Origin of the sequence: Tabrizicola fusiformis (assembly GCF_013328815.1) — a bacterium.
In the GTDB taxonomy this organism is placed as follows: Bacteria; Pseudomonadota; Alphaproteobacteria; order Rhodobacterales; family Rhodobacteraceae; genus Fuscibacter.
Map to the genome: position 1 here is coordinate 1 of NZ_JABUHN010000021.1, position 21,936 is coordinate 21,936.

At 62.6% G+C, this 21,936-nt stretch carries 36 protein-coding genes and 1 other RNA gene; 30 read left to right on the plus strand and 7 right to left on the minus strand.

All coding sequences use genetic code 11. From position 1 onward, the window contains the following. Positions 1 to 78: 78 nt before the first annotated feature. Genes HS053_RS20175 through HS053_RS20190 form a run of 4 tightly spaced genes read right to left on the minus strand, consistent with a single transcriptional unit; the run spans position 79 to position 3,190 of the window. On the minus strand, positions 79 to 426 hold the full coding sequence (locus tag HS053_RS20175; RefSeq protein ID WP_174213047.1) for a cupin domain-containing protein: 348 nt from the start codon (positions 424 to 426) through the stop codon (positions 79 to 81). A gap of 16 nt (positions 427 to 442) precedes the next feature. Then, entirely contained in the window at positions 443 to 1,186 is a 744-nt protein-coding gene (locus tag HS053_RS20180) for an HpcH/HpaI aldolase family protein (protein ID WP_174213048.1), read from the minus strand. Then, on the minus strand, positions 1,183 to 2,088 hold the full coding sequence (locus HS053_RS20185) for a DUF6282 family protein (RefSeq protein WP_174213049.1): 906 nt from the start codon (positions 2,086 to 2,088) through the stop codon (positions 1,183 to 1,185). Before HS053_RS20185 ends, HS053_RS20180 begins: the two co-directional genes overlap by 4 nt. Next, complete coding sequence (locus tag HS053_RS20190; RefSeq protein ID WP_174213050.1) at positions 2,081 to 3,190, minus strand: tRNA-dihydrouridine synthase; 1,110 nt, start codon at positions 3,188 to 3,190, stop codon at positions 2,081 to 2,083. The genes HS053_RS20185 and HS053_RS20190 overlap by 8 nt, the downstream gene beginning before the upstream one ends. Before the next feature lie 132 nt (positions 3,191 to 3,322). On the opposite strand from HS053_RS20190, the gene HS053_RS20195 reads away from it, so the two are divergent. After that, entirely contained in the window at positions 3,323 to 4,144 is an 822-nt protein-coding gene (locus HS053_RS20195) for an IclR family transcriptional regulator (protein WP_174213051.1), read from the plus strand. 425 nt (positions 4,145 to 4,569) lie between these two features. On the opposite strand, the gene HS053_RS20200 is transcribed toward HS053_RS20195, so the two are convergent. Genes HS053_RS20200 through HS053_RS20210 form a run of 3 tightly spaced genes read right to left on the minus strand, consistent with a single transcriptional unit; the run spans position 4,570 to position 5,841 of the window. Continuing rightward, complete coding sequence (locus tag HS053_RS20200) at positions 4,570 to 4,848, minus strand: hypothetical protein (RefSeq protein ID WP_174213052.1); 279 nt, start codon at positions 4,846 to 4,848, stop codon at positions 4,570 to 4,572. Between the two features lie 26 nt (positions 4,849 to 4,874). Continuing rightward, entirely contained in the window at positions 4,875 to 5,270 is a 396-nt protein-coding gene (locus HS053_RS20205; RefSeq protein WP_174213053.1) for a hypothetical protein, read from the minus strand. A gap of 1 nt (position 5,271) precedes the next feature. Beyond that, positions 5,272 to 5,841, minus strand: coding sequence for a helix-turn-helix domain-containing protein (locus HS053_RS20210; protein WP_241699960.1), 570 nt, complete (start codon positions 5,839 to 5,841; stop codon positions 5,272 to 5,274). Between the two features lie 103 nt (positions 5,842 to 5,944). Between HS053_RS20210 and HS053_RS20215 the strand changes: the two genes are divergently transcribed. The 29 genes from HS053_RS20215 to terL all read left to right on the plus strand — a co-directional run bounded on the left by HS053_RS20215 (position 5,945) and on the right by terL (position 21,829). Further along, complete coding sequence (locus HS053_RS20215) at positions 5,945 to 6,247, plus strand: helix-turn-helix domain-containing protein (RefSeq protein WP_174213054.1); 303 nt, start codon at positions 5,945 to 5,947, stop codon at positions 6,245 to 6,247. Further along, positions 6,244 to 6,570, plus strand: a complete 327-nt coding sequence (locus tag HS053_RS20220) for a hypothetical protein (RefSeq protein WP_174213055.1) — start codon at positions 6,244 to 6,246, stop codon at positions 6,568 to 6,570. The genes HS053_RS20215 and HS053_RS20220 overlap by 4 nt, the downstream gene beginning before the upstream one ends. Then, complete coding sequence (locus tag HS053_RS22550; RefSeq protein ID WP_277817083.1) at positions 6,567 to 6,698, plus strand: hypothetical protein; 132 nt, start codon at positions 6,567 to 6,569, stop codon at positions 6,696 to 6,698. Before HS053_RS20220 ends, HS053_RS22550 begins: the two co-directional genes overlap by 4 nt. A 201-nt stretch (positions 6,699 to 6,899) precedes the next feature. Then, the gene (locus HS053_RS20225; protein ID WP_174213056.1) at positions 6,900 to 7,847 is read left to right on the plus strand and encodes a ParB/RepB/Spo0J family partition protein; all 948 of its coding nucleotides are present in this window, start codon (positions 6,900 to 6,902) and stop codon (positions 7,845 to 7,847) included. Then, positions 7,847 to 8,323, plus strand: coding sequence for a hypothetical protein (locus tag HS053_RS20230; RefSeq protein ID WP_174213057.1), 477 nt, complete (start codon positions 7,847 to 7,849; stop codon positions 8,321 to 8,323). The genes HS053_RS20225 and HS053_RS20230 overlap by 1 nt, the downstream gene beginning before the upstream one ends. Next, positions 8,320 to 10,632: a Mu transposase C-terminal domain-containing protein gene (locus HS053_RS20235; protein ID WP_241699961.1), complete on the plus strand. Its 2,313-nt coding sequence runs from the start codon at positions 8,320 to 8,322 to the stop codon at positions 10,630 to 10,632. Before HS053_RS20230 ends, HS053_RS20235 begins: the two co-directional genes overlap by 4 nt. Before the next feature lie 32 nt (positions 10,633 to 10,664). Continuing rightward, positions 10,665 to 11,441 (plus strand): AAA family ATPase, encoded by a 777-nt coding sequence (locus tag HS053_RS20240; RefSeq protein ID WP_174213058.1) that lies wholly within the window; start codon positions 10,665 to 10,667, stop codon positions 11,439 to 11,441. Then, on the plus strand, positions 11,441 to 12,034 hold the full coding sequence (locus HS053_RS20245; RefSeq protein ID WP_174213059.1) for a hypothetical protein: 594 nt from the start codon (positions 11,441 to 11,443) through the stop codon (positions 12,032 to 12,034). The genes HS053_RS20240 and HS053_RS20245 overlap by 1 nt, the downstream gene beginning before the upstream one ends. Beyond that, the gene (locus tag HS053_RS20250) at positions 12,019 to 12,396 is read left to right on the plus strand and encodes a hypothetical protein (protein ID WP_174213060.1); all 378 of its coding nucleotides are present in this window, start codon (positions 12,019 to 12,021) and stop codon (positions 12,394 to 12,396) included. Before HS053_RS20245 ends, HS053_RS20250 begins: the two co-directional genes overlap by 16 nt. Then, entirely contained in the window at positions 12,389 to 12,607 is a 219-nt protein-coding gene (locus tag HS053_RS20255; RefSeq protein WP_174213061.1) for a hypothetical protein, read from the plus strand. Before HS053_RS20250 ends, HS053_RS20255 begins: the two co-directional genes overlap by 8 nt. Position 12,608: 1 nt before the next feature. Beyond that, complete coding sequence (locus tag HS053_RS20260) at positions 12,609 to 13,271, plus strand: DUF3164 family protein (RefSeq protein ID WP_174213062.1); 663 nt, start codon at positions 12,609 to 12,611, stop codon at positions 13,269 to 13,271. A gap of 2 nt (positions 13,272 to 13,273) precedes the next feature. Continuing rightward, entirely contained in the window at positions 13,274 to 13,570 is a 297-nt protein-coding gene (locus HS053_RS20265) for a hypothetical protein (RefSeq protein WP_174213063.1), read from the plus strand. Next, positions 13,567 to 13,959 carry a hypothetical protein gene (locus tag HS053_RS20270; RefSeq protein WP_174213064.1) on the plus strand — a complete coding sequence of 131 codons (393 nt, stop codon included), beginning with the start codon at positions 13,567 to 13,569 and terminating at the stop codon, positions 13,957 to 13,959. Before HS053_RS20265 ends, HS053_RS20270 begins: the two co-directional genes overlap by 4 nt. Then, positions 13,959 to 14,261, plus strand: a complete 303-nt coding sequence (locus HS053_RS20275) for a hypothetical protein (RefSeq protein WP_174213065.1) — start codon at positions 13,959 to 13,961, stop codon at positions 14,259 to 14,261. The genes HS053_RS20270 and HS053_RS20275 overlap by 1 nt, the downstream gene beginning before the upstream one ends. A gap of 2 nt (positions 14,262 to 14,263) precedes the next feature. Next, positions 14,264 to 14,902, plus strand: coding sequence for a hypothetical protein (locus HS053_RS20280; protein ID WP_174213066.1), 639 nt, complete (start codon positions 14,264 to 14,266; stop codon positions 14,900 to 14,902). A 20-nt stretch (positions 14,903 to 14,922) separates the two neighbouring features. Further along, positions 14,923 to 15,189: an HU family DNA-binding protein gene (locus tag HS053_RS20285; protein ID WP_174213067.1), complete on the plus strand. Its 267-nt coding sequence runs from the start codon at positions 14,923 to 14,925 to the stop codon at positions 15,187 to 15,189. Between the two features lie 10 nt (positions 15,190 to 15,199). Beyond that, positions 15,200 to 15,355 carry a hypothetical protein gene (locus tag HS053_RS20290; protein WP_174213068.1) on the plus strand — a complete coding sequence of 52 codons (156 nt, stop codon included), beginning with the start codon at positions 15,200 to 15,202 and terminating at the stop codon, positions 15,353 to 15,355. Beyond that, positions 15,355 to 15,432: hammerhead ribozyme type II (locus HS053_RS20295), an RNA gene on the plus strand. Before HS053_RS20290 ends, HS053_RS20295 begins: the two co-directional genes overlap by 1 nt. Before the next feature lie 7 nt (positions 15,433 to 15,439). After that, on the plus strand, positions 15,440 to 16,009 hold the full coding sequence (locus HS053_RS20300; protein WP_174213069.1) for a hypothetical protein: 570 nt from the start codon (positions 15,440 to 15,442) through the stop codon (positions 16,007 to 16,009). A 4-nt stretch (positions 16,010 to 16,013) separates the two neighbouring features. Further along, complete coding sequence (locus tag HS053_RS20305) at positions 16,014 to 16,214, plus strand: hypothetical protein (protein WP_174213070.1); 201 nt, start codon at positions 16,014 to 16,016, stop codon at positions 16,212 to 16,214. After that, complete coding sequence (locus tag HS053_RS20310; RefSeq protein WP_174213071.1) at positions 16,211 to 16,417, plus strand: hypothetical protein; 207 nt, start codon at positions 16,211 to 16,213, stop codon at positions 16,415 to 16,417. Before HS053_RS20305 ends, HS053_RS20310 begins: the two co-directional genes overlap by 4 nt. Beyond that, a complete protein-coding gene (locus HS053_RS20315) occupies positions 16,414 to 16,857 on the plus strand; it encodes a gp16 family protein (protein ID WP_174213072.1) in 444 nt (147 codons plus the stop codon). Before HS053_RS20310 ends, HS053_RS20315 begins: the two co-directional genes overlap by 4 nt. Further along, positions 16,854 to 17,549, plus strand: a complete 696-nt coding sequence (locus HS053_RS20320; RefSeq protein ID WP_174213073.1) for a methyltransferase — start codon at positions 16,854 to 16,856, stop codon at positions 17,547 to 17,549. The genes HS053_RS20315 and HS053_RS20320 overlap by 4 nt, the downstream gene beginning before the upstream one ends. A 62-nt stretch (positions 17,550 to 17,611) precedes the next feature. Beyond that, positions 17,612 to 17,920, plus strand: a complete 309-nt coding sequence (locus tag HS053_RS20325; RefSeq protein ID WP_347233360.1) for a helix-turn-helix domain-containing protein — start codon at positions 17,612 to 17,614, stop codon at positions 17,918 to 17,920. Between the two features lie 80 nt (positions 17,921 to 18,000). Beyond that, positions 18,001 to 18,915 (plus strand): glycoside hydrolase family protein, encoded by a 915-nt coding sequence (locus HS053_RS20330; protein ID WP_174213075.1) that lies wholly within the window; start codon positions 18,001 to 18,003, stop codon positions 18,913 to 18,915. Continuing rightward, complete coding sequence (locus HS053_RS20335) at positions 18,915 to 19,418, plus strand: 3TM-type holin (RefSeq protein ID WP_241699962.1); 504 nt, start codon at positions 18,915 to 18,917, stop codon at positions 19,416 to 19,418. Before HS053_RS20330 ends, HS053_RS20335 begins: the two co-directional genes overlap by 1 nt. Further along, on the plus strand, positions 19,415 to 19,681 hold the full coding sequence (locus HS053_RS20340; RefSeq protein ID WP_174213077.1) for a hemolysin XhlA family protein: 267 nt from the start codon (positions 19,415 to 19,417) through the stop codon (positions 19,679 to 19,681). Before HS053_RS20335 ends, HS053_RS20340 begins: the two co-directional genes overlap by 4 nt. Continuing rightward, a complete protein-coding gene (locus tag HS053_RS20345) occupies positions 19,671 to 20,168 on the plus strand; it encodes a DUF1804 family protein (RefSeq protein ID WP_174213078.1) in 498 nt (165 codons plus the stop codon). The genes HS053_RS20340 and HS053_RS20345 overlap by 11 nt, the downstream gene beginning before the upstream one ends. After that, positions 20,165 to 21,829, plus strand: a complete 1,665-nt coding sequence (gene terL / locus HS053_RS20350) for a phage terminase large subunit (protein ID WP_174213079.1) — start codon at positions 20,165 to 20,167, stop codon at positions 21,827 to 21,829. The genes HS053_RS20345 and terL overlap by 4 nt, the downstream gene beginning before the upstream one ends. Positions 21,830 to 21,936 lie beyond the last annotated feature (107 nt).

Genomic DNA, 21,936 nt, shown 5'->3' on the forward strand with positions numbered 1-21,936 from the left:
TACGACCGCTGCCCGATCCTCTTCCTCTCCGCCTGCGCCCTCGCCGCGACTGTCATCTATTGGTTGTGAGTCCTGACCCTAGCTGTCCGGCAGCGGGGCGTATTCGGGCCGGGCGGGGGTAAAGACATCAAGGTTGATCACCTCTTCGTCGCCCACGACAACCGCATGGTGCATCACATTGCCCGGAATCACGATCAGGCCACCCGGGCCAAGCCGGGTGACCTGCCCGGCCACATGAAAATCGGCAATGCCGGAGACGATATAGGCGATCTGCTCATTATCATGCTTGTGCGGCTTCGGCTCGTGGCCCGGTTGCAGCCGGTGCAGGGCAATGGTCGCTCCTTTACCGGAAAACGCCTTTTGCTCAACGCCGGGGCGGATGGTCTTCCAGTCCAGTGCCGACCAGTCGATCTGATGGATATTCATGGTGCCTCCATTGGGTTCAGGCATGGGCAGCGGTCATCAGCCGCCGTGCCCCGCCAAGGATCAGCCCCTGATCAGAGCCGCAGACGAATAGGGTGATGCCGCGTGCCGCATGGCTGGCGATGCTGGCCGGATCGGAAACGAAAAGGCCCGCCGCCTTGCCGGCGGCCCGGGCCGCAGCGGTAACGGCGTCAATCGCCGCGGCCAGTTCCGGCGCGTCGGGCGCGCAGCCAAGCGACAGCGCCAAATCCTGCGGGCCGACGAACAGCACATCCACCTCGGGCACCGCGGCGATGGCATCCAGCTCTGCCATGGCCACGGCATCTTCGATCTGCGCCAGAAAGACGCTGCCCGTATCCGACTGTCGGCGATATTCGGCGGGTGGCAGGGTGCCGTAACCGCCCGCCCGGCCCGAGGGCGAAAAGCCGCGTCCGCGCGCATATTTCATCGCGTCCGCCACCTTGGCCGCCTCTGCCGCACCGCGGATATGCGGCACCATCACCCCGGCGCAGCCCATATCCAGCGCCGGCCAGATTTCGTCAGCCTGCGCATTGCGCGAACGGATCAGCACCGGCAGGTCAACCGAACGGCCCGCCATCGCCATGAGGTCAATCGTCTGGGTGCCGATCGGGGCGTGTTCGCGGTCGGCAACCACGAAATCCAGCCCGCCCAGCCCCAACACCTCGACCACCTGCGGCGCGGGTGTCTTGACAAAACACCCGACCAAACGCTCCCCCGCCAGAATGCGGGCACGCAGGTTCATACCGCCAGCCCCACCAGCTCGGCCGCGACGGTGGTGGTCATCAGCCGGATCTGCCCATCGTCATAGCCAAGGCGGATCAAGAGCGCGATGATCGCGCGCATCCCCTCGACCGGGGTGGGATTGTTCTTTTGCCCAAGGTCCGAGCCGAAGAACGTATTGCCGATCCCCGCCGCCGCAATCACCTCTTGCAGATGGGCATCGTCGAACAGATGGAAGGTCGAGGGGATGAACATGCAGATCGAATGTTCCATCTTGACGCCCATCGACACCAGCGAACGCACATCCTCCATGCTGCAATCATTCACATAGGTCGGATGGTTCAGAAACAGACGCCTCACGCCGCGCGCCTTGGCCTCTTCGTAAAAGGGGAAGCATTCACTTACATGGTGATGGCCGGCAGAGACGACTGCATCCGCTTCGGCGATCAGATCAAGGATCAGTTTCACCTCGTCGCGCACCACGCCTGCGTCATCGGTCAGCGTGGCGGGAATGGCAGCGACGGTCTTGCGGCTGTTGACCGGAAACTTGTTCTTGAAATCGACGTCCTTTGCTTCGTATTCCAAGTGGTTCCTGGCATGGGCCGTCGCCATCCAGACGACCTTGGCCCCCTGTTTCAGCGCATAATCCACTGCCGAAGGATTCAGCCCGCCCACCGGATTGTTCAGGACGACCGCGCCGATGGCTTCGGTCCGGCAACCCAAATTGTCGTTCATCAACCGGGTGATCGGCATGGTCGGATAATAGTGATCCTTGATCAGGATGGCCCGCATCCCTGCCGCATCGGCCGCGCGCAGCACCTCGATGTGATCAACCTTGCGCGGATGCAGAGAGGGGCCGGAATGGATATGCAGATCGACCGCGCCCTGCATCAGCGCATCAATCCGGGGGGTGGCATCAGTCATCTTCGTTCTCCGTCATGGCCCCGCTCAGGGGGGCTGGGATGAAACCTTTCCAGTGCTGATCCAGCACCGGCATATCGGCAAAGCGTTTGCGGGCATCGGCGGCACGCCCGATCAGATCGGCCACAGTCAGGTCTTTGTCGCGGCAATAGGCTTCCAGCGTGGCAAGCGCCTCCTCAAGCACCGACCAGCCGCGCAGCATCACTTCCGAAGACAGGCCGACGGCCGATGCCCCGGCCAGAAGCATCCGCGCAACATCGGCGCCGTTGGTGGCGCCATTGATGCCGATAAGGCTGTGGCCCGGGCCCAGCGCCGCCCGGCTGGTGGCAAGCCAGTGGCAGGTCAGCGGCAGGTTCCACCAGCCGCCGATGCCGCAACTGGTGCCCAGCACCGGCGCCATCGTGTCAAGATCGGGCAACAGGCCCAGCGCACGGCCCGCCATGACAACGCTTTCCGCCCCGGCGGCAAAGGCTGCGGCGGCAAGCTCTGGCACCCGCTCGCTTTGCCCGGTGATCTTGACCCAGACGGGAATTTCCACCGCCTGCACCATCATCCGGGTCAGCTCGCCGACCCGCGCGGGGGACAGTTCCGTCGCAACAGCTCCCTGCGCCGCCTGGCTGGCATAGGGGGTGCCGATGTTGAACTCCAGCACCCGCAACCCGGCCGCCTCCACGGCCTTGGCCATGCGGACGGCGGGTTCCGGCGCAGCCAGGATCAGCGAGGGCACATAAAGGCAGTCATGCCGCGCCGCGAAGCGATCCATCGCCACGCATTGCGCCAGCCAGTCGTCGAACCCCAAAGGCGTCAGACCGGATCGGGTCAGGAGGGTTGCCGGCGGGGCATCCGGCCCCCATGGCACCGGGCGCCAGTCCGGGCCCAGCGCGACATATTCCGCCCGGGTCAGTTGGTCTTTTGCCGCTTCGGATTCGTTGGTCGATTTGCCCACCACGGCCCCTGCACCGGCAAGAATGGCGGAACGGATGCCCGCAGCGTCGATCAGATGTTCCCCCGCCGCGGCGATCACGGGGTTTTTCAGCCGAAGCCGCCCGATACGGGTTTCAAGACATGCCGACCGGCCGCTGCCGCGCTGGTTCCCGCTGTGCATGGCGTAGAATCACCTTCTTAGTTGTTCTCCATTAGAGAACGATGTTATCTATATTGAAGCCTTGCCAAGACTTGTCAATCTTCCGATGAAGGTGGGCAAATCCGCATCGGGCAGAGAGGGGTCGGCAAACAGATGGGCGCAGCGGATGGTGTCAAGGCGGCCGATGTCTGCCTGAGTATCCTTGAACTGGTCGCTTTTCAGGCCGAAGGCGCAGGTGTCACCCAGATTGCCGACCGCATCGGCATTGCGAAAAGCGCCGTGTTCAAGCACCTTCAGACGCTTGCCGATCACGGCTTTGTCACGCAGGAACCCGGAAACGCCCGCTATCGGCTGGGTCCGAAAGCCTGGCTTCTGGCGCGTCATGCCCCGGACCTGAACGATGTGGCCGCCAATGCCATGCCGCTGATGCTTGCGGCGCGCAACGAGCTGGGCCTGGCGGTGGTTCTCAGTTCGCCCACCCCGCAATCAGTCTTTGTGGTGGCGACGGTTCCCAGCAATCAGCCCATCGAAATCGGCATCCGGCCCGGCGGGCAACTGGCGCTGCACGCCTCGGCACAGGGCAAGGTCTATCTTGCCTTCGGACCGGCAGAGGTGCTGGAGCGGGTTTGCGCAGAGCCGCTGGCCGCAATCACGCCTCGGACGGTGACGGATCCCGGGCAGTTGCGGCGCGACGTGGCCGAAATCCGCCGCTTGGGCTATGCCATGGCACCCGAGGAAAGCCTTCTGGGCATCAATGCCATTGCGGCGCCGATCTATGACTATCGCGGTGCGCTGGTCGGCAGCATCGGCCTGATCGGCAGCGTGCAACACATCCCGGTGCCGCCCGACCCGGCCCTGATCGCGCGCCTTCTCGGCCTGACCAAGGCCGTCTCCACCGCGCTCGGCGCCCCGCCCGACAAAACGAACGGCTGTAGAGGGGTGGTAGCTTCTGGACAGAGCCGGAAACCCACTTAGAGCGGGTTAAGATGTTGGGATCGCGTGAAAATCCTGACATTATGGCGCGTGGTGGCGATGCAAGTTGGCGGGTGAAAATGCGTGAAAAGCCGTCACCGGGCGCGCAGGTAATCGACATCTGACCTGCATGTGATCGACATCGGCCCGCGTCGGCTAACGTATTGAAGCGGAAAGGCTTCATCAGCGTAGAGGGGATGCAAGAATGCGTTTCGCGCAGGCTGGCCGATAGCTTGGGGCCGGCAGGTTTCGGAAATCGGTGCCGAAACCTACCAAGGCGGCCGACAACAAGGTTAACGCATCGGAAATAAACGAAAATAACCGATATGCCTGCGACGCACCGTAGCGCGAGGTTTCGGAACTGCCGAAATGTCAGGATGCGGCAGGCGGCTGCGGTTTCTGACGGCGAAGCGGAAGTTGGTGAGCGCCTAGCAGTTGACCGCAGCAACAGTGTTATTGTCTTGGTTTCGAGTCGAACCGGGAGCAACCTTGCAACCAGTAACCGCCTCGATAGCTCTTACGTTCTTCGCCCAAATGCCTGCGTCATAGGCGACCATCCAGCTAAGGTCAGGATCATTCGGCAATGCTTGGTAAGTTCCGGGAGAAATTTCGTGAACAAGATACTCTTCACCGTCAATCGTGGTTGTCTTTCCGTTCGGAAAATACTGCTCCATCTTTGTGCAGGCCAAAAGGAGAAGCACACACATGAAAGGTGGGAATTGTCTGAAAGCGATCATAGCGCGGCCTCGTGTTCCATGAATGCGACGATACGCTCGATCTGGTTATGATCGAGCAACGAGAGGTCGCCATGTCCAAAGACCGAATGGGCAAAGCGAAGGTGGTAGTCGCGCTTGCCTCGGATCTTTAGCACTTCATTGCTAGCGGCGATGCGGGAAAGAAGTATTTCCCGCCTTCTGCCTCGTATGGCTGGGTGCGGAGCCAGTTCTACCTTGGGCTGTTCCAATGCGACCTCCGCCGTCGGCTGGGGCGCCATGGACATGTGGATCTGCACCACGTTAGTTCCGCCGAAGAAGTTGATCCCGCCCTGAGCGGAACCGGGAGCGGGTGCAGCTGGTATAGCGTCCCTTATCAGCCTGGAAATCGCTTCCTTCGCCTCTTCCATCTGCATTCTATGCCCCCTTGACCAGCCGTATGACCTGGGCGCGGTTCTCATCCGTCGCCGCCGCTAACAGATGGTAGGCTGCGATGGTTAATTCGGCCTTAACGGATGGGGCAACATTTCGGCCTGCAAGGCCTTCTTCGACGGCCTCGATGGCGGCTGCCAGTCGTACCTGATCCGGGCCGGTTTCAGCGTGACGCGGGGCCAATACGCGAAGGGTTTCAAGAGCGGACACCTTCTCGACGGGAGGGCCAGCAAGGTCGGCAGCAATACGTTCACTGATGATGTCAGCAACGGAATTGAACATCCGGCCATCACCCGTGATCAGCCAGTCCAGGTTAACTGAGAATTCACGTTTATAGCGCGTCAGAAACTGCTGGTCCGGAAACGTGTCACCCCGCTCGTATCCCCCAAGCGTGTCCGGGTGCATGTTCAGCTTCTCGGCAAATGCCTTGCGTTCCTTGTATCCAAGCGCCTCGCGAACAGCCGTAAGCCGTTGCGAAAATGGTGTTTTTGCGACCGAGGGTCGTGCCATTCCAATTAACGGAAATTCTCCGTTTACAAAACGGAGATACTCCATTATCCCTATGCGTAGGCAGTCAGCTTGCGCCGCCTGCTGTTGAGCCAAACGAACCAACAAAAAGCGGGTGTTACCAGCACCCGCCTCCAGTCGGAGGAACCCGATGACCAAACAGGAGCCTGCGTTGGATCACCCCGGCATTATTGCCGAGATCCACCGCCGCGGCATGACCCTCACCGAACTTGCCAAGCGGAACGACTACAACCCGAACGTCTTCCGCCAGGTGAAGAGCCGCACCCTCTTCAAGGTGCAGAAGATCATTGCCGACTTCATCGACCGCAAGCCCGAGGAGCTGTGGCCGTCCCGTTATCCCAAGGGGAAACCTCGCATCCTCGATACCGCGAAATATCCGCCCATGGCGAGTCAAAATGCGGATGCGCCCGCAGACAAGAGGGCGGCGGCATGAGCCGGATCCTGTCAAAACCGGCGCTGCCCTTTGACATCTCCTCGGTGTCGCTCCGGGGCGCCGCCGCCGATCTCGGGGAGGCGCTGGCCTTTCTTGCCGGTGGGGTTACGCCGGAGGCCGAGACGCGGTCGCGGCTTTGCCAGGCGCTCCGCAGCCTGCAAGGCCACCTGCTGGCCGAGGCGCGGGAGCAGGCCGGGCGGGAGTCGATCGCCGAGGAGCTGGGACTTCGCGCCGTGCTGGGTGCGGGTCAGGTTTCGCTGGTGCCACCGTTTCAGCCCGTGCTGGCCGAAGCTGCCGTGCATCTGGCGAGGGCGCACGGGTGAAGGGGCTTCGTTTTGACGACGTGATCGGCGGCATTGCCCTATTCCTGCTGGTCTTCGGCGGGTTCTGGGCGGCGGCTGGGATGGGCCTGCCGACTGGCGCCGATCAGTTGGTGCAGGAAGTGCCGTGATGCCGCGGGGCAGAGCCGAGGATGCGGACCGTTCCGCCTGAGATTCCAGGGCCGCCACGCCGGCCTGCGAGCAGCGAAGCGGTTTTCCCGCAGCGTGGACATCGAAAACCTCCGGCACCGGCACACGGGCAGGAGGTCAGCCCTCCGGCGAGTGGCAGCTTCGCCGGGGGGCACCCGAAAATCGCAGAAAACAGGCGCATCATGACATCACTTACCATCCTCGATCTAGCGATCAGGGATATCGACGTGCCCGACAATCGGGCGCGCGACTATGATGAGGCGGACGCCCATATGCTGGCGGGCGTCATTGCTGAACAGGGTCTGCACCATCCAATCCGGGTGCGGCAGATCGGCGACCGCTACAGGCTGATCAGCGGTCTGCGCCGCCTCCGCGCCTTTGAGTTGCTGCAGCGGGACATGATCCCGGCCAGCATTTCGACCGCCGAAAGCGACGAGGCGGCGCGGCTGGAGGAGGTGATGGAGAACCTCGGCCGGGCCGAACTGATCGCGCTGGACCGCTGCCATCATCTGCATGAGCTGAAGAAAGCGTGGGAGGCGGCCAAGGTGCGCCCGCTCGTCGAGGTGTTGACCGAGGAAGGTGGAAAAACTCTTTCCACCTCCGACGATAAGCCCGAAGTTTTCGGTTTCGCGCGGTCCGTCGCAGAAAAAGTTGGCGGTGGCAGTCGGCCTCGCGCAGGTGAAACCAGTGGGAAAAGTTTTCCCACTGGCGATGAACAGTCTGAAATCTTTGGGTTCGCACAGGACATCGCCGAAAAAATCGGTCTGTCCAAGCGCGCGATCAACATGGCCGTCAAAATCTGGACGGACCTCTCCCCAGCTTCGCGCCTGCGCCTGGTCGGCACGAAGCTGGCGACAAAGCAGACCGAGCTGAAGGCGCTGTCCGAGGAGCCTGCCGCCCGACAGGTGCGGATCCTTGATCTGATCCTCGGCGGTGAGCATAGCGAGATTGAAAATGTCGCGGCCGCTCTGGCTTATCTGGAGAATGGCATCCAGCCCACCGCGCTGGAGCGCAAGTTCCGCGCCCTCAGCGAGGGGCTGAAAGCCCTGCCGGAGGCCAGCCTCGACCTCCTGCTGGTCGAGAATGAAGAGCGCATCATCGCCTCGCTCAAGCGGCGGGGCCGCATCTGATGGCCCGCCACCGCGACCCTCTGACCAAAGACCTGTTTGCCTGGGAGCCGCCCAAGGTTTCCGTCGGCTACAGCGCCGAGGTCACGGGTCGCGGTCCCCTCGACAACCGTATCGCCCGGATCATCGGGCAGGCCCTGCGCGACGCCCGGGATGACGGGTTCAGCCGGGCAGAGGTTGCGCGCCGGATGTCTGCCTACCTGCATCGCCCGGTGTCCGAGGCGATGCTGAACAAATGGTCTTCTGAAGGGTCCGAGGATCACCGCATCCCGCTCGATGCCTTCATTGCCCTCGTCCACGCCACCGATGCCCGTGATCTCCTCGGCTTTGTGCCGGGCGAGTTCGGGATGACGGTGATCGACTCGGAATATGCCGGAATGATCAAGCTGCACCTGATCCGCGAGAAAAAGCGTGAAATCGAAGCGATGGAGCAGGCCCTCGAGCGCGAAGTGATCGCGCAAGGGAGGGCGCGTCGATGAGCATGCTTCCCGTCAGGATCGCTCCCGCCGCATGCGGATTTCGTGAGTTCCTGACAGCCCGAGAAATTGCCGAAGTTGCGGCCAGCCGCGGTGGCGACGGTTTCCCGACATCTGAGCGGGGCATCCGCACGCATGCCGAAGTGAGGGGCTGGAACGGGTTGCCGGATCACCTTACGCGTTGGCGCCCCGCTGAGGCCAAGGGCGGCCGCCCGAGCCGTGAGTATCACGTCACCTTGCTGCCCGACTATCTGCGCAATGCGCTGGCGGCCAGTGAGATGCAGGCCAGCCTCGTCAGGCAGCATCGGAAAGAGCAGCTGGTTGATCAGCGCAGGATCGACGCCTTGCGCGTGGCTGCCCTGCCGGCAGGGCGTCGTGATGTGATGCTGGCGCGGGTCGAAATCCTACGGTCGATCGAAGGCTTTGCAATCGCGCAGCAGCAAACGCGGGCCTGGGCGATTGCCCGCTTCCTCGAAGCTCAAGAGGGATGGATTGCCCGCAAGGATGCCGAGCGTCGCCGCGATGCGGGCCTGCGTCTGACGGACCGTGAGATCGCCGGGCTGGCCCTGCGTCTCGCGCTGACCGCGGATGACGGGTTTCAGGTCGATCCTTCGATCATCGCCAAGGCCAATGATCGAAGGAACAAGGCCGGGATCAGCCGCGCGACGATCTACGAGTGGTTCAAGGCCCGTGACGAGCGCGGGCTCCTTGCGCTGGCACCGATCCCGCCGAAGCAGGCCGAGCCCATTCCGCAGGCATTCTTCGAGTTCATGAATTTCTATGCGAATCCCCGAAAACCGTCGATCGCAGATGCGCATCGGAAGTGGCTGGAGGCGGCTGAGGTCCGGCAAGGTGTCCAACCGATGACGCTGAGCCTGGATCAGATCACCCGTATACTGCGCACTCGACTTAACAACATCGAGAAGAATGTCGGTCGCGAGGGCATCCTGACCCTCCGGGCGCGCATGCCTTATGTGACCAGAACGACGGACGACATGTGGCCGACGACCGTCTACACGGCCGACGGAAAGACCTTCGACTCCGAGGTGGCAGATCCGGTTTCCCGCAAGCCGATGCGGCCGGAAATCACCTCGGTCCTTGATGTCGCCACCCGCAAATGCGTGGGATATGCGGTCAGCCGCAAGGAAAACACCATCGCGGTGACCGAGGCCCTGCGCCGGTCCTGCGCGACCAATGGCATCTGCGCTATTTTCTACACCGACCGGGGCGCAGGATACAAAAACAAGACCTTCGATGCTGATGTCGGCGGCCTGATGGGCCGTCTCGGCATCACCAAGATGCATGCGCTGCCCTACAACAGCCAGGCCAAAGGCATTATCGAGCGATTCAACCACGTCTGGAATGACCTTGCCAAGCGCCTGCCGACCTACATGGGCCGCGACATGGACAAGGAGGCCAAGAAGGCAATCCATCAGGAGACCCGGCGCGAGATCAAGGAGTTCGGTCAAGCTCGCCGACTGCCCAGTTGGGCAGAGTTCATCGCTGCGGTCGAGAAGACCATCGCCGATTACAACGACCGCGAACACACCGGGTTACCGCGCTACGAGGATCCGGAAACCGGTCGTCTGCGGCACATGACCCCGAATGAAGCCTGGGCGCTGCACGTCCAGAACGGGTTTGAACCTGTCAGGATCGACCCGGAGGAAATGGACGATCTGTTCCGGCCCTACGAGGTCCGCACGGTCAGTCGCGGCCTCGTCAAGTGGAATACCAACGACTACTTCCACCTGTCGCTCGAGGCCTACCACGGCGAAGAGGTGGCAGTCGGCTATGATCTGCATCAGGCCGATAAAGTCTGGGTGCGTGAGCTTGATCTTGAGAGCGGGCAGCCAGGCAGACTGATCTGCGTGGCCGAGTTTGGCGGGAACGCACGGCGCTACCTCCCGCTGACCGCCGAGCAAAAGGCCGTCGAAGACCGCAATCGCACCGCCCTGAAACGCCTTGATCGTCGCCGCGACGACAAGCTGGCCGAACTGGACGCGCCGTTCCAGCTGGAGCAACAGGCAGTCGAGCTGGCGGAGTTCATCGACCTTTCGCCCGCCCGGCCAGCCGAGCCGGTCACGTTGGCGGTGGACAATACCGCGCCAGCCTCCCCCGATGCCCCGCGCCGCCGCGTCTTCCGATCGGATGAAGAACTCGCAGCCTGGGCAATTCAGCACCCCACGGAACTTACCCCTAACCAGCTCCGCGTTCTGCGGGACTGCATCAGCAATTCGACGGCCAGAAAGGTCCTCGAAATGGCCGGCATCGACACGGAGGTGCTTCGAACCCTCCTCCGCGCCGCTGCCTAGCCAAGAAACGTCAGGAATGAGGAGAGCATAGCATGAAACCGACCTTTGTCGAGACGACCAATGTCCGCGAGTTCTACGGCGCCTTGAAGCGGGTGAACGAGCGCGGAGCTATCGAGGCCTGCCTCGCCGTCGTCGATGGGCTTCCCGGCCTCGGCAAAACCACCACCATCCGCCACTGGGTGTCCCAGACGGGCAGCATTTATCTGCGCGCCCAGAAGGGTTGGGATTACTCCTGGCTTATTCAGGAACTGCTGACCGCGCTGTCGATCGACGCCAAGAGCATCCGGGGCAAGCGCGAACGCTTTGCGCGGGTTCTTGATGAGCTGGCGGACCGCTCGGAGCGCGCCATCTTTGAAAACCGGACCTTTGGTCTGGTGATTGATGAATGCGACATGGTCTCGACCCGTGGCGAGATCATGGAGGCCATCCGGGGGATCTCGGATCTGCGCTACCTGCCGACCATCCTCGTGGGGATGGGCTCGCTGCGTGATAACCTCCGCCGCTTCCCCCAGATCGAGAGCCGGGCCGGTTCGAACAAGATCACCTTTCGCCCCGCGACGTTGGATGATGCTCGTGCCCTCATCGCCGGGCGCTGTGAACTTCCGGTTGCCGAGGATCTGACAGAGTTCGTCTGGCGTCTGTCGAAGGGGTTCAACCGCGAGATCCTCGAAGCCATCGCGCATATCGAGCGCTTCGGCATGCGGGCCGACATTGGCGCCGCAGGCATCACCATGGCAGACATGGCCGGTCAGGTGCTGATGAACGACCGCTCGACTTCGAAGCCGATCATCGTGCCGGGGGCGGTCTGATGGTGGATCGGCATCACCCGGGCAAGGCCCCGACCGCCTTGCTGCAGAAGCTGTCAGGCGGCCTCTGCCTGACCATCGATCAACTGGCTGAAGATCTCGACCTCACCAACCGTCAGGTTTCTGACGCAGCCGCCAACCTGCTGCGCCGGAACTACCTCGAGCGGATGGCCGTCGGCTGCTATCAACTGACGCCCGAGGGGCTTGCCGCAGCAGCAGCTGGCGAGGTGATCAAGTCGGGTCCGAAAGGTCCGCGACAGAAGGTTCCGGAGTACAAGGACACGTTCCGCCAACGGGCTTGGTCCTCGATGCGGATGCAGCGGATGTTCACGGTTCCTTCCATCATCCTTGAGGCTGCAAGGTCAAGCGACCGCAACCCCGAAGACAATCTGCATCGATATCTGCAAGCACTCGTGCGGGTGGAATATGTGGCGGCCTCCCCTCATCGCGCAGCCGCGCCTGCTCCGACCAGCAACGGCTACAAACGCTTCCAGTTGCGGATCAACACGGGACCGAGGGCACCTGTCGTTCTGTCAAAGGCGCCCGGCATCCGCGATTTCAACACGGGGGAGGATGTTCTTTGCACCCCTCGCTAAAGCTCGACCTTCCCGACCCTGAATGGATCCTGCTGCTGAGGTCGCAGGTTGAAAAGGGCAAGTCCATCAGCCAGATCGCCCGTGAGACCGAAATGGCGCGTCCGTCGGTATCAATGCTGATCTCGGGCACATATCCGGCTCAGAGCCTCGATCTGGTGACCGCAAAGCATGCCGCCAGGGTGTTCGCGATCTACCGAGATCAGGTGCTTTGCCCTTTCTTGCGCATAGGCCTCACACCGGATCGGTGCCGCAGTTTGGCAAGTGCTCCGATGTCCACGTCTGACCCGGAACAGATCACTCAATGGCGAGCCTGCCGCCGTTGTCATCTCAATCCGCTGAAATCGGAGGCTGCAGATGGCTGACGCTCTTCGCAGCGACCGCGACATCCTCATCTCCGCCGCCCGCGCCCTTGGCCGCGTCGATCTCTATGGCAACCGGGCCCTGACGGGCCTCAGCACCAACCAGATCGAGGACATGGCGCTGGCGCTTGTGATCCTCGGCCTCGCCCCGATCCCGCCCCTGCAACTGCAGGCGCCGGACCGGCTCGTTTTCCCCCGTCTCAAGGAGTTCTGAAATGTCCGAACATCAATCCGCCTTCACGCCGGCCACGATCCCCGACGGCAAGGTCACCTTCAACGGCAAGACCTATATGTCGGACGCCAAGGGCGCGCTTTTGCCGATCGAAACCATCAAGCAGCAGCACTTGTTGGAAGACCAGTTGGTTCGGGATCAGTTCGGCTGGTTCCTTGCCCTGGTCGATCAGGTGAACCGCTTCCGCGGCCATCTCTTCGCCGATCTCGGCGCCTTCGATGCGCTGATCGCCGAGAAGTATGGCGCCGAGAAGGGCGGGCCGAAGGGCAACCGCACCTATGCGACCATCGACGACTGCTACCGGATCAGCATCCGCGTGCGCGACACGCTCGACTTCGGGCCGGAACTGCAAGCTTCGAAAGCCCTGATCGACGACTGCCTGCGCGATTGGTCGGAAGATGCGGCCGCCCCGCTGCGGCTGATCGTGGCCGGCGCTTTCAACGTCGACAAGGAGGGGCGGATCAACAAGGCCGAACTCTTCAAGCTGCTGCGACATGACATCACCGATCCGAAATGGGTGGCTGCGATGGACGCGCTGAAGGACGCGATCCGGGTCACCGGCTCGCGCACCTCGCCCGAGTTCCGCATGCGCGCCGAAGTCGGCGGCGAGTTGGTTTCGGTCAGTTTCGGCCTGGCGCGGGGGTGATCATGCCCGAACTGCCCAACATGTCTGCCTTGGCCGACCGAGCCTCGGTCTATCGTGTCTGTATCGACGGGACGCTGGTAAATCTGGGCGAAACGATCGCGCAGATTTACCAAATCCTGACCGACACCGAGGCCCGTGTGCAGCAGTTGCAGACGCTACTGGCTCGCAACTTGGTCTTCGATTGGGGCAGCGCTGAAGAGGCCGCCGAAGCATTGGGCGGCCTGCCCGAGGTGTTCTGGCTGGTCGAGCAGTTCCACCTCAGCCGCCCAGGACACACCTTTTTCGGAGAGCCGTCATGATCACCTATACCTTCGCCCAGCGTTTCGTGCCGCTGATCTCCGCCGGGGTGATGCAGCAGACTTTTGAACCGCCCCGGCTGCGTCATGCGCGGGTCGGTGAACCGATCCGGCTCATGGATCAGGTCAATCACCGTCAGATCGTCGAGGGTGCGATCTGCACCGCGGTCGAGCGGATGGACATCCTCTGGACCGGCAACCGCATCACCGGCATCCGCGAAAGCAACATGCCGCTCCTGCGCCTCGAGGGCTGCGCCAAGCGGCTCGGTTATGCCGACCTCGAGGACATGGCCACCGATTTCGCGCGGCTCCACGGCCCGCGCTACATCGAAGGCTATATGATCGAATGGCGCATCGCCGCCACCGCCGCCCTCGAACTGGAGGTGGCGTGATGTTGGATCGTGCAAAAGCGATCGAATTGGCCGGTCAGGTGGAAAGGCTTTTGATCGGCGCGACTGACTGGTCGATGGATCGGACAGGATATGACCGTTCGATTGCCGCGATCACCGCTGCCTTCGAAACGGCTGGTGGTGCCGCATGGGGCGACACTCTCGGTTGGGTCGTCCGGGCCCACGGGTTTAGGGCGACCTCGACCTCTGGCCCCGTCAGCGCCTGCCGGAACTGGATTTCGCAGGTCGGGCAGAAGGGTGCCCTTCTGCTTCCCCGCCACCCCGCAACGAATATCGGGGAGTGATCATGACGCAGTCGATCCCTTTCTGGACGCTCGACGGCACGGTCGATCTGGCTGCGCTTCAGCCCGAAAACCTGACGGCCGATGCGATCGGAAACACTCTTGCGAAGATCAACCGCTTTGGTGGCCGCACGCGGGAACCGTGGTCTGTCGCGGCGCATTCGGTGCTGGTCGAGCGGCTTTGCCCGCCTGACCTGCGGCCTTGGGCGCTGCTGCATGACGCCCATGAGGCATTTATCGGCGACATGACCGGTCCGGCAGTCGATCTGCTGTGCCTGTGTGGGACGAGGTCAGCCGTCGAACATGCGGTCGCAAATGCCAAGGGACGGTTGGATCGCCTCATCGCCGCCGCCTGGAAGACCCCTGTCAGGTCGATGAATGAAGACATCCGTCGCGCCGATCATGCCGCCCTTCTGGCCGAGGCCTGGTCGTTCATGGGCATCCGTCCGCAGATCACCGACCCGGCCCTGCGTGATGCGGTCAACCGCGCCATGACGCAACTCGATCTTTGGGGCGCGACGGCCAGCGACTGGCGTGATGCCGCCGGTCTCTGGCGGAAGGGTGTCGAACGCTATGCGGGCCTGGGGCTGCTTTACCCGCCCCGGACCCAGCCCGATCCGTCCAGCGCTGTGCTGGCCGGTTAACCCCAGCAGGAGAAATATCCATGGGAACTGTCAACAAAGACGCTCTGGTCCGCACTGTTGCCGAAGCGACGGGCCAGCAGCTGGCCTCCACGAAGGCAACGATCGAGGCGTTCATCGACGCAGTGCGTGCGCGCACGGCGGGCGGCGACACCGTCAAGCTGATCGGCTTCGGCAGCTTTCAGACCAAGACACACAAGGCCCGCACCGCCCGCAATCCGCGCACCGGCGAAACCGTCGACGTGCCGGAAGGGCAGCGCCTGACCTTCAAGGCTTCGAAGGTGGCGTGAGGTGCTGGCCATGTCGGAAGAAGAGATGAAGCGCCTCGTCGAAATGGTGCGAAACCGTGCCGAAGTGCCTCGTGTCCGGTCGAGCGAGGTCCGCAGGATCATCGAAGTCCTTCAAGCCATTGCCAATGAAGGGATGGTCGATCGCGCAGTCGCTGAATCCGCCTGATGCGAAACCTGCTCCGGCCTTGCGCCGGGGCACGGTCGGCCGGGCGTGGTGGCCCGGCCCTGATGAAGCAGCCCGAGGTGCAAGATGAGCTATATGTTGCGAGACCGGTCCGACGGGCAGGTCGAAATCATCCTCTCCAAGCCGATCCTGATCGGCATCTTCCCGGAACGCGATGTCGCGCAACGGGTGTGTTCCCTGTTGCAGGAAGAGGCGGTCGATTGGCCGGAAGAGCAGCCGGCTGGCTTCGCCACAGCGGCGGCGGACGTTGCGGAAGCCGAGCGCGAAGCCCTGTCCGAGGTGGTTGAAGTGCTGCCGGGTTGGCGCAAATCGCGCGCCCGGACCGTCAGGAATTTGCCCGTGGTGGTGCCCGAGAAGCCGGTTGCCCCGGTTTTTCTGACGCCTATGGCCCCCGAACTGACGGACGCTCAGCGCGATATCGCATTCCGGCGGATCGCCGAGGGCGAAAAGCTCGGTGCCGTTGCCGCCAGCTTCGGACTGCCGATGGGCGTCCTGCGTGGCATGTGGGGCAATCACAAACGCCAGATGCAAAAGCACCTGTCGGAGGGTGGAAAGATCGCGTGCCAGACCTGCCAGCGCCCCTTCGTGCCGTCGATCAGCAACCCCGACACCTGCGCGCGGTGCAGCCATGGGTGAGTTCATGACCGCCAATCTGTTCCGGCGCCGTCAGATCATCGAGGACGCGCTGGCTGAGTGCCTGAAGCGCCTTGGTGACATCACCCATGATCGGAATGGCGAACGTTGCCTCGCCATCACGGTTCGCCGGTGCGAAGGCGCCATCGAGCAGGAACTCCATTCCATTTTCAGTCTCGCCCGCGAGATCGAGGTGAAGCTGTCATGATCATCGACCTTGAACTGGAAGAGGTCGCCCGCCGGTTTCCGCTGGATCAGCGTGTCCGGTATTTCCCGATCGCCGGGGAGATCGACTTCGTTACCACCGCCATCCGCTCCAAGACCTGGCGCCTCGGGCACGGCGCCATTGTCATCAAGATCGTCGGTCGATCCGGGGGCGTCCATGTCGGCCATCTGGAGGCGATCGCATGAACACCATCGCCATCATCAACATCGCCAAGGCGGAACTGGGGCTGGACGACGATACCTACCGGACGCTGCTGGTCCGGGTCACCGGAAAAACCAGCCTGCGCCAGATGTCGGAACGCCAGCGGATCGACGTCGTCGAAGAGATGAAGCGCAAGGGCTTCAGGATTCGGGCGTCCCGTGCCGCAAAACCGCTGCCGAAAGCGTTTCAGCCCCACAGTCGCCTGATCCACGCTCTCTGGAAGAACTGCCACAGCCTTGGAGTGATCGAAAACCCCTCGCGCGAAGCGCTGCGGGCCTTCTGCAAGCGGTTCGTGGCGCATGGGCTGGATCACGTCGTCGTCGATCCAGACCTTCTGGACCGGGCGCAGGCGACCCCGATCATCGAAGCCTTGAAGAAGATGGAAGCCCGCGGGAAGGCTGCCCAGTCTGGGGCCGGGCAATGACTCAGAACCGCAGTTCGGCTGTGATGCAGCAGCGCCGCGAACCTCACGACAGTCTGGACGATTTTCCGACGCCGCCCTGGGCGACGCGGGCGCTATGCCATCTGTGCGAATGGATTGGTGGCGCCCCCCCCGATCAACTGGAATGCCGCGACCCTGCCGCCAATAGGGGCTACATGGTCTACGCCCTTCGCGAATTCTTCGCCAAGGCGCATGCCGCTGATATCCATGACTATGGCGCAGGCTTTGCGGTTGAAGACTACCTCTTCGGGCCGCCGCCTTCGAAGGTTGACTGGACGATCACCAATCCCCCGTTTCGCCTGGCAGAGCAGTTCATCGAACGCGCCTGCGAAACCTCGACAGTTGGCGTAGGGATGTTCGTCCGGACGTCGTTTCTTGAGGGTGAGGGGCGGTTCAAGCGCCTGTTCCGCAAGAACCCGCCAACCCATGTCCTCCAGTTCGCTGAGCGCGTCGTGATCCACAAGGGCCGGATCGTTGATCCCGACCTGAAGGAGCGGATCTGGAGCGAGAAGAAGGGCGACTGGATCGCGCGGAAGCCCTCCACCGCAACATCCTATTGCTGGCTGGCCTGGGAAACCAACAGCCGTCTGTCCCCGAGGTTCGGCTGGATCCCGCCGTGCCGCAAGCGTCTGACGCTGAATGGCGACTACAGCCTGCCGGTGGGTTGTCGGTAATGTCAGCACCCGCCGCCTTGCCTGAATCGCTCATTGACCTCGCGGAGACCCTTGGTGTCCGCGTGGCTCTGAAGCTCATGCAGGAGTTCGGCGGACAGGATCTTCGGGTTCCGAAGAACCCCAAGCCTGACCACCCGATCATCAAAGCGCTTGGCGAAGAGGACGGGCGCGCTGTATGTCATTTCATGGCGGATCAGGCTGTCTACGTTCCGCATGCCAGGGCTGGCGCGCGCCGTCTATCGGTGCTTGAACTGACAGCGGGCGGGCGGACCAGAGCGGAAATCGCCAGACTTCTTGGTGTTTCCACCAGACACGTCAGGCGGCTGGCCAAAGCCACCGACCCTCGCCAGGACGATCTTTTCCGAGACTGAGCCCATCCGGGCGGACCTATGTCCGACCTTTTCCGCGCCGCCGCAGGCGATTGTCCGCCCGAACAATCATCGGGCACCCCATGCAACTCAGCGATCAAGGCTTCGACGTCCTCGACCAAGAGGAAGGTGATGTGCTGCGCACCTACCGCGATGTCGCAGGCGTTTTGACGATCTCTCGCGGTCTGACGGCCGCCTCAGGCGTCGTGAAGCCGGTGCCGGGTATGGTCATCACACAAGAGGAGTCCGATCGGCTGACGCGCCTCGCGCTGGCGCGCAATTATGAGCCGGCTGTTGAAATGGCCATGAAGCCCGGCAATCCGAAGCAGCACGAGTTCGATGCTGCTGTGCTGTTTCATTGGAATACCGGCGCCATCACGCGCGCTACATGGGTGCGGCTCTGGCTGAAGCGGGCCTGGGCCACCGTCGAACCGGCCTTCAAGTCCTGGAACAAGGCTGATGGAAAGGTCAACGCGGTGCTGGTTCGGCGCCGTGAGCGTGAGTTCATGATCCTTCGCTATGCGCAGTATCCGGCGGTCTCCCGGAAGCCCTCTCCACCTATGGGTGATGCTCGGATCGTCGCACCCGTCACTGTAGCAGAGTTCCCCAAGCTGCGTGCGGCGTTGCAGGCTCTTGGCTACGAAGTCGGTTCCAGTGCCGATGCCATTTCTGCGGCGTCTCTGCGCCAGTTCCAGAAGGACCACGGGCTGACCGCCGATGGCATCCTTGGGCGCGCCACCGCTGCGACCATCCAGCGACGTGTCGATGCGGCGGCCAAGGCGAAGATCACTGCCGTCGCGGGCGGCACGGGCATTGCAGGTGGCACCGCTGGCCTCATGACCGAGCCTGTCAGCAATATGGTGCCCTGGCTGGGTCCGGTGCTGATCGCTGCCTGTGTCGGCATGGCGGCATGGCGGGCCTGGCAATACCGCGACGCCATCGCCGCCAAGGTCCAGCACCGCATGCCGCGCCTGGCGGCCTACCTGAGGAGCATTTGATGTCCATCGCTGCTATGGCCGCGCAGATCGGCACTCCGATCATTGCCAAGATCCTGAATGATCAGTTGGGCGGCTATGGCGGTCTTGCTGTCGATGTGCTGCAGGCCGTTGCCAAGGCCGCCGGGGTGGCGGTTGAAGATCTCGATGCCCTTGCCATCGACAGCCCGCCCAAAGCCGTCGACGCGCTGCGCGTTGTGGAGCGGCAGTCGCCCGAGCTTGTCGCCCTCTATGCGGCCGGGCTCGAATACCAGACTGCTGCGCTGCAGGCCGAACAGTCCGACCCGCTCTGGCAGCGTGCCTGGCGCCCGGCTGGCATGTATCTGATCGGGCTCATGTGGTTCTGGAACATCGTCGCCCTGCATGTGGCCAATGCGGTCTGGAAGATCGCCCTTCCGCAGACCCCCTACGACGTGCTGATCCAGCTGACCGGCATCTATGCCGGCCTCTACATGGGCGGCCACACCATCAAAGACCTGGCCGAAAAGTGGAAAGAAAAGACGTGACCGACCTTGCAAACTTCCATGTCGAGCGGATCAACCAGGCGCATCAGCGCCTGGACGAGCATGATCATCGCCTGAAATCGGTCGAGACGCACGCGGCCGTCGCGACCGAGCGGACGAAGAACATGCAGGACACCCTTGGCGAGATCAAAGGTGCCCTTACCGATATCAAGGGAACGATTACCTGGGTGACCCGCCTCATCATCGGCGGTCTCATCATGGGTGCAGTCGCGTTTGCGCTGGCAGGAGGCTTCAATGTCCAATGAGGAACTGAAGCGAAAGGCCCGGTCGGATTATGTCTATCGCCGCATGATGCAATCAACCATCGCTGCGGCCTATGGCATCTCCGAGGCCACTGTCGGGCGGTGGAAGAAGGCAGCGAAAGAGAAGGGCGACGACTGGGATACAGCCAGAACCGCCCATGTCATCGCTGGTGAAGGCGTCGAAGTCGTGGTTTCGACCGTCGTCGAGGATTTCATGATCCAGGCGCAGGCGATTCTGGACGAGATCAAGAACGGCCAGCACACCACCCAAGAGAAGGTCGGCATGCTGGTTTCGCTCTCTGATGCGATGACCAAGATGGCCGCCGCGGCCAAACGCTTCGCGCCGAAGGTCAGCGAGTTGGGTGTGGCGCAAGATGTCATGGCGAAACTGCTGGAGTTCGTTCGCGAGAACTTCCCGCAGCATTCCGCCACAATTCTCGAGATCATCGAGCCCTTTGGTGAGCACCTGGCAGGGACTTACACGACATGATCAAGCGGCCGCAGCTGAAAGCCGCGGTCAGCAAGAAGGAGTTCGCGCAGAACATCGCCGAAATGGCGGCAACCTTCTCGCGCAACATCGAGCTGAGCGTCGAGGCCTTCCCCTCCGATCCCGCCGCCCGGGCCGAGCGCCTGCGGCGGGTTCAGGATTACGGGGGCAAGGGCTTCGAGTTCTTCCTGAAAACCTACCTGCCGCACTACGTCAAAGGCGAAGACAGCCTGTTCCACCTGGCGATCTTCGAGCTGGCGCCAAAAATCCTGACGGCTGAGACCGGCAAGCGCGAAATGCTGATCGCGCCGCGCGGCTCGTCGAAGTCCACGCATATGTCTCTGGGCTTCGCGCTCTATTGCATCGTCATGCGCAGGACCCGCTTCTGCCTTGAGGTGTGCGATGTCTATGCTCAGGCTGCGCTGCTGATCGAAGCGATCAAGGCCGAGTTGACCACCAACCCGCGCCTGCAGACAGACTTCCCGGACGCCTGTGGCGAGGGCCGTGTCTGGCGCGAGGGCGAGATCGTCACCCGTCAGAATATCCGGGTTCGCGGACTTGGCGCCGGCCAGAAACTGCGTGGCTTGCGGCATGGGCCGCACCGGCCTGACCTGATGTTCTTCGATGACATCGAAAATGACGAGGCAGTCCGAAGCCCTGAGCAGCGCGACAAGCTCGAGGCATGGATCAACCGCGCTGCGCTGAAGGTGGGCCCCCCCGACGGATCGATGCATGTCTTGTGGGTCAACACGATCCTGCATTGGGACGCCGTTACGGTGCGCGAGTCCAAGAAGCCCGGCTGGAACGTTACCAAGTTTCAGGCGATCATCCAGTTCCCTGACCGGATGGACCTCTGGGAGGAGTTCGAAGAGCTTTACCACAACGAAGGTGAAGCAGCAGCCCGCGCCTTCTATCTCGGGCGCAAGACCGAGATGGACGCGGGCGCGATCATCAACTGGCCCGCTCTGCAACCGCTGGTCTGGCTCATGCTGCAGCGCGCCGGCGGGCATGACAGCTTCGCCACCGAATACCAGAACCAACCGATCAGCGAGGGCAACCCCTTCGCCAAGCTGGTGTTCTGGACGATGCCCATGCGCGAGTGGATCCATTTCGGGGCCATTGACCCATCGCTTGGCGGCAAGAAGAAGGGCCGTGACCCGTCTGCCATCCTGATCGGCGGCTATGACCGGCTGTCAGGAAAAATGGATGTGGTCGAAGCGTCGATCCGCAAGCGGCTTCCCGATCTGATCATTTCTGACACCATCGCTCTGCAGCGCGAATACCGCTGTCTCCTGTGGTTTGTCGAAAGCATCCAGTTCCAGGAGTTCTTGCGGACGTCGCTGATGGTTGAGGCCGCCAGACAGGGCGTTGGCATCTCGGCGGTCCCGATCGTGCCACAGGCCGACAAGAACCTGCGCATTGAGCGCCTGCAGCCGCCGATCGCGGCCGGGTTGATCCGGCTGAACCCGACGCAGACCACGCTGATCGAGCAGCTGCAACAGTGGCCGAACGGGGCACATGACGACGGGCCGGACACTTTGGACATGCTTTGGCAGAACACCCTGTACTACGCCGGCGGCGGTGCGGCCGGGCAGATGCAGACTGCCTCGGCCCCGTCGGGCGGGGATCGGCTGGGCGGCTATCGGTTAGGAGGAAGGCGGTGATGCGCTGGCTGTTCTGGTCGTTCATCCGGTGGCTTGGGGTCAGGATCGGTGATTTCGGCTTGTGGCTCTACTGGGCCGGAAAACATGGGCAACGGCGGAACAGGCAG

Coding starts and splice junctions, on each gene's coding strand:
- HS053_RS20175 (WP_174213047.1), bottom strand. CDS start 426: ATGAATATCCATCAGATCGACTGGTCGGCACTGGACTGGAAGACCATC.
- HS053_RS20180 (WP_174213048.1), bottom strand. CDS start 1,186: ATGAACCTGCGTGCCCGCATTCTGGCGGGGGAGCGTTTGGTCGGGTGT.
- HS053_RS20185 (WP_174213049.1), bottom strand. CDS start 2,088: ATGACTGATGCCACCCCCCGGATTGATGCGCTGATGCAGGGCGCGGTC.
- HS053_RS20190 (WP_174213050.1), bottom strand. CDS start 3,190: ATGCACAGCGGGAACCAGCGCGGCAGCGGCCGGTCGGCATGTCTTGAA.
- HS053_RS20195 (WP_174213051.1), top strand. CDS start 3,323: ATGGGCGCAGCGGATGGTGTCAAGGCGGCCGATGTCTGCCTGAGTATC.
- HS053_RS20200 (WP_174213052.1), bottom strand. CDS start 4,848: ATGTGTGTGCTTCTCCTTTTGGCCTGCACAAAGATGGAGCAGTATTTT.
- HS053_RS20205 (WP_174213053.1), bottom strand. CDS start 5,270: ATGCAGATGGAAGAGGCGAAGGAAGCGATTTCCAGGCTGATAAGGGAC.
- HS053_RS20210 (WP_241699960.1), bottom strand. CDS start 5,841: ATGGAGTATCTCCGTTTTGTAAACGGAGAATTTCCGTTAATTGGAATG.
- HS053_RS20215 (WP_174213054.1), top strand. CDS start 5,945: ATGACCAAACAGGAGCCTGCGTTGGATCACCCCGGCATTATTGCCGAG.
- HS053_RS20220 (WP_174213055.1), top strand. CDS start 6,244: ATGAGCCGGATCCTGTCAAAACCGGCGCTGCCCTTTGACATCTCCTCG.
- HS053_RS20225 (WP_174213056.1), top strand. CDS start 6,900: ATGACATCACTTACCATCCTCGATCTAGCGATCAGGGATATCGACGTG.
- HS053_RS20230 (WP_174213057.1), top strand. CDS start 7,847: ATGGCCCGCCACCGCGACCCTCTGACCAAAGACCTGTTTGCCTGGGAG.
- HS053_RS20235 (WP_241699961.1), top strand. CDS start 8,320: ATGAGCATGCTTCCCGTCAGGATCGCTCCCGCCGCATGCGGATTTCGT.
- HS053_RS20240 (WP_174213058.1), top strand. CDS start 10,665: ATGAAACCGACCTTTGTCGAGACGACCAATGTCCGCGAGTTCTACGGC.
- HS053_RS20245 (WP_174213059.1), top strand. CDS start 11,441: ATGGTGGATCGGCATCACCCGGGCAAGGCCCCGACCGCCTTGCTGCAG.
- HS053_RS20255 (WP_174213061.1), top strand. CDS start 12,389: ATGGCTGACGCTCTTCGCAGCGACCGCGACATCCTCATCTCCGCCGCC.
- HS053_RS20260 (WP_174213062.1), top strand. CDS start 12,609: ATGTCCGAACATCAATCCGCCTTCACGCCGGCCACGATCCCCGACGGC.
- HS053_RS20265 (WP_174213063.1), top strand. CDS start 13,274: ATGCCCGAACTGCCCAACATGTCTGCCTTGGCCGACCGAGCCTCGGTC.
- HS053_RS20270 (WP_174213064.1), top strand. CDS start 13,567: ATGATCACCTATACCTTCGCCCAGCGTTTCGTGCCGCTGATCTCCGCC.
- HS053_RS20275 (WP_174213065.1), top strand. CDS start 13,959: ATGTTGGATCGTGCAAAAGCGATCGAATTGGCCGGTCAGGTGGAAAGG.
- HS053_RS20280 (WP_174213066.1), top strand. CDS start 14,264: ATGACGCAGTCGATCCCTTTCTGGACGCTCGACGGCACGGTCGATCTG.
- HS053_RS20285 (WP_174213067.1), top strand. CDS start 14,923: ATGGGAACTGTCAACAAAGACGCTCTGGTCCGCACTGTTGCCGAAGCG.
- HS053_RS20290 (WP_174213068.1), top strand. CDS start 15,200: ATGTCGGAAGAAGAGATGAAGCGCCTCGTCGAAATGGTGCGAAACCGT.
- HS053_RS20300 (WP_174213069.1), top strand. CDS start 15,440: ATGAGCTATATGTTGCGAGACCGGTCCGACGGGCAGGTCGAAATCATC.
- HS053_RS20305 (WP_174213070.1), top strand. CDS start 16,014: ATGACCGCCAATCTGTTCCGGCGCCGTCAGATCATCGAGGACGCGCTG.
- HS053_RS20310 (WP_174213071.1), top strand. CDS start 16,211: ATGATCATCGACCTTGAACTGGAAGAGGTCGCCCGCCGGTTTCCGCTG.
- HS053_RS20315 (WP_174213072.1), top strand. CDS start 16,414: ATGAACACCATCGCCATCATCAACATCGCCAAGGCGGAACTGGGGCTG.
- HS053_RS20320 (WP_174213073.1), top strand. CDS start 16,854: ATGACTCAGAACCGCAGTTCGGCTGTGATGCAGCAGCGCCGCGAACCT.
- HS053_RS20330 (WP_174213075.1), top strand. CDS start 18,001: ATGCAACTCAGCGATCAAGGCTTCGACGTCCTCGACCAAGAGGAAGGT.
- HS053_RS20335 (WP_241699962.1), top strand. CDS start 18,915: ATGTCCATCGCTGCTATGGCCGCGCAGATCGGCACTCCGATCATTGCC.
- HS053_RS20345 (WP_174213078.1), top strand. CDS start 19,671: ATGTCCAATGAGGAACTGAAGCGAAAGGCCCGGTCGGATTATGTCTAT.
- terL (WP_174213079.1), top strand. CDS start 20,165: ATGATCAAGCGGCCGCAGCTGAAAGCCGCGGTCAGCAAGAAGGAGTTC.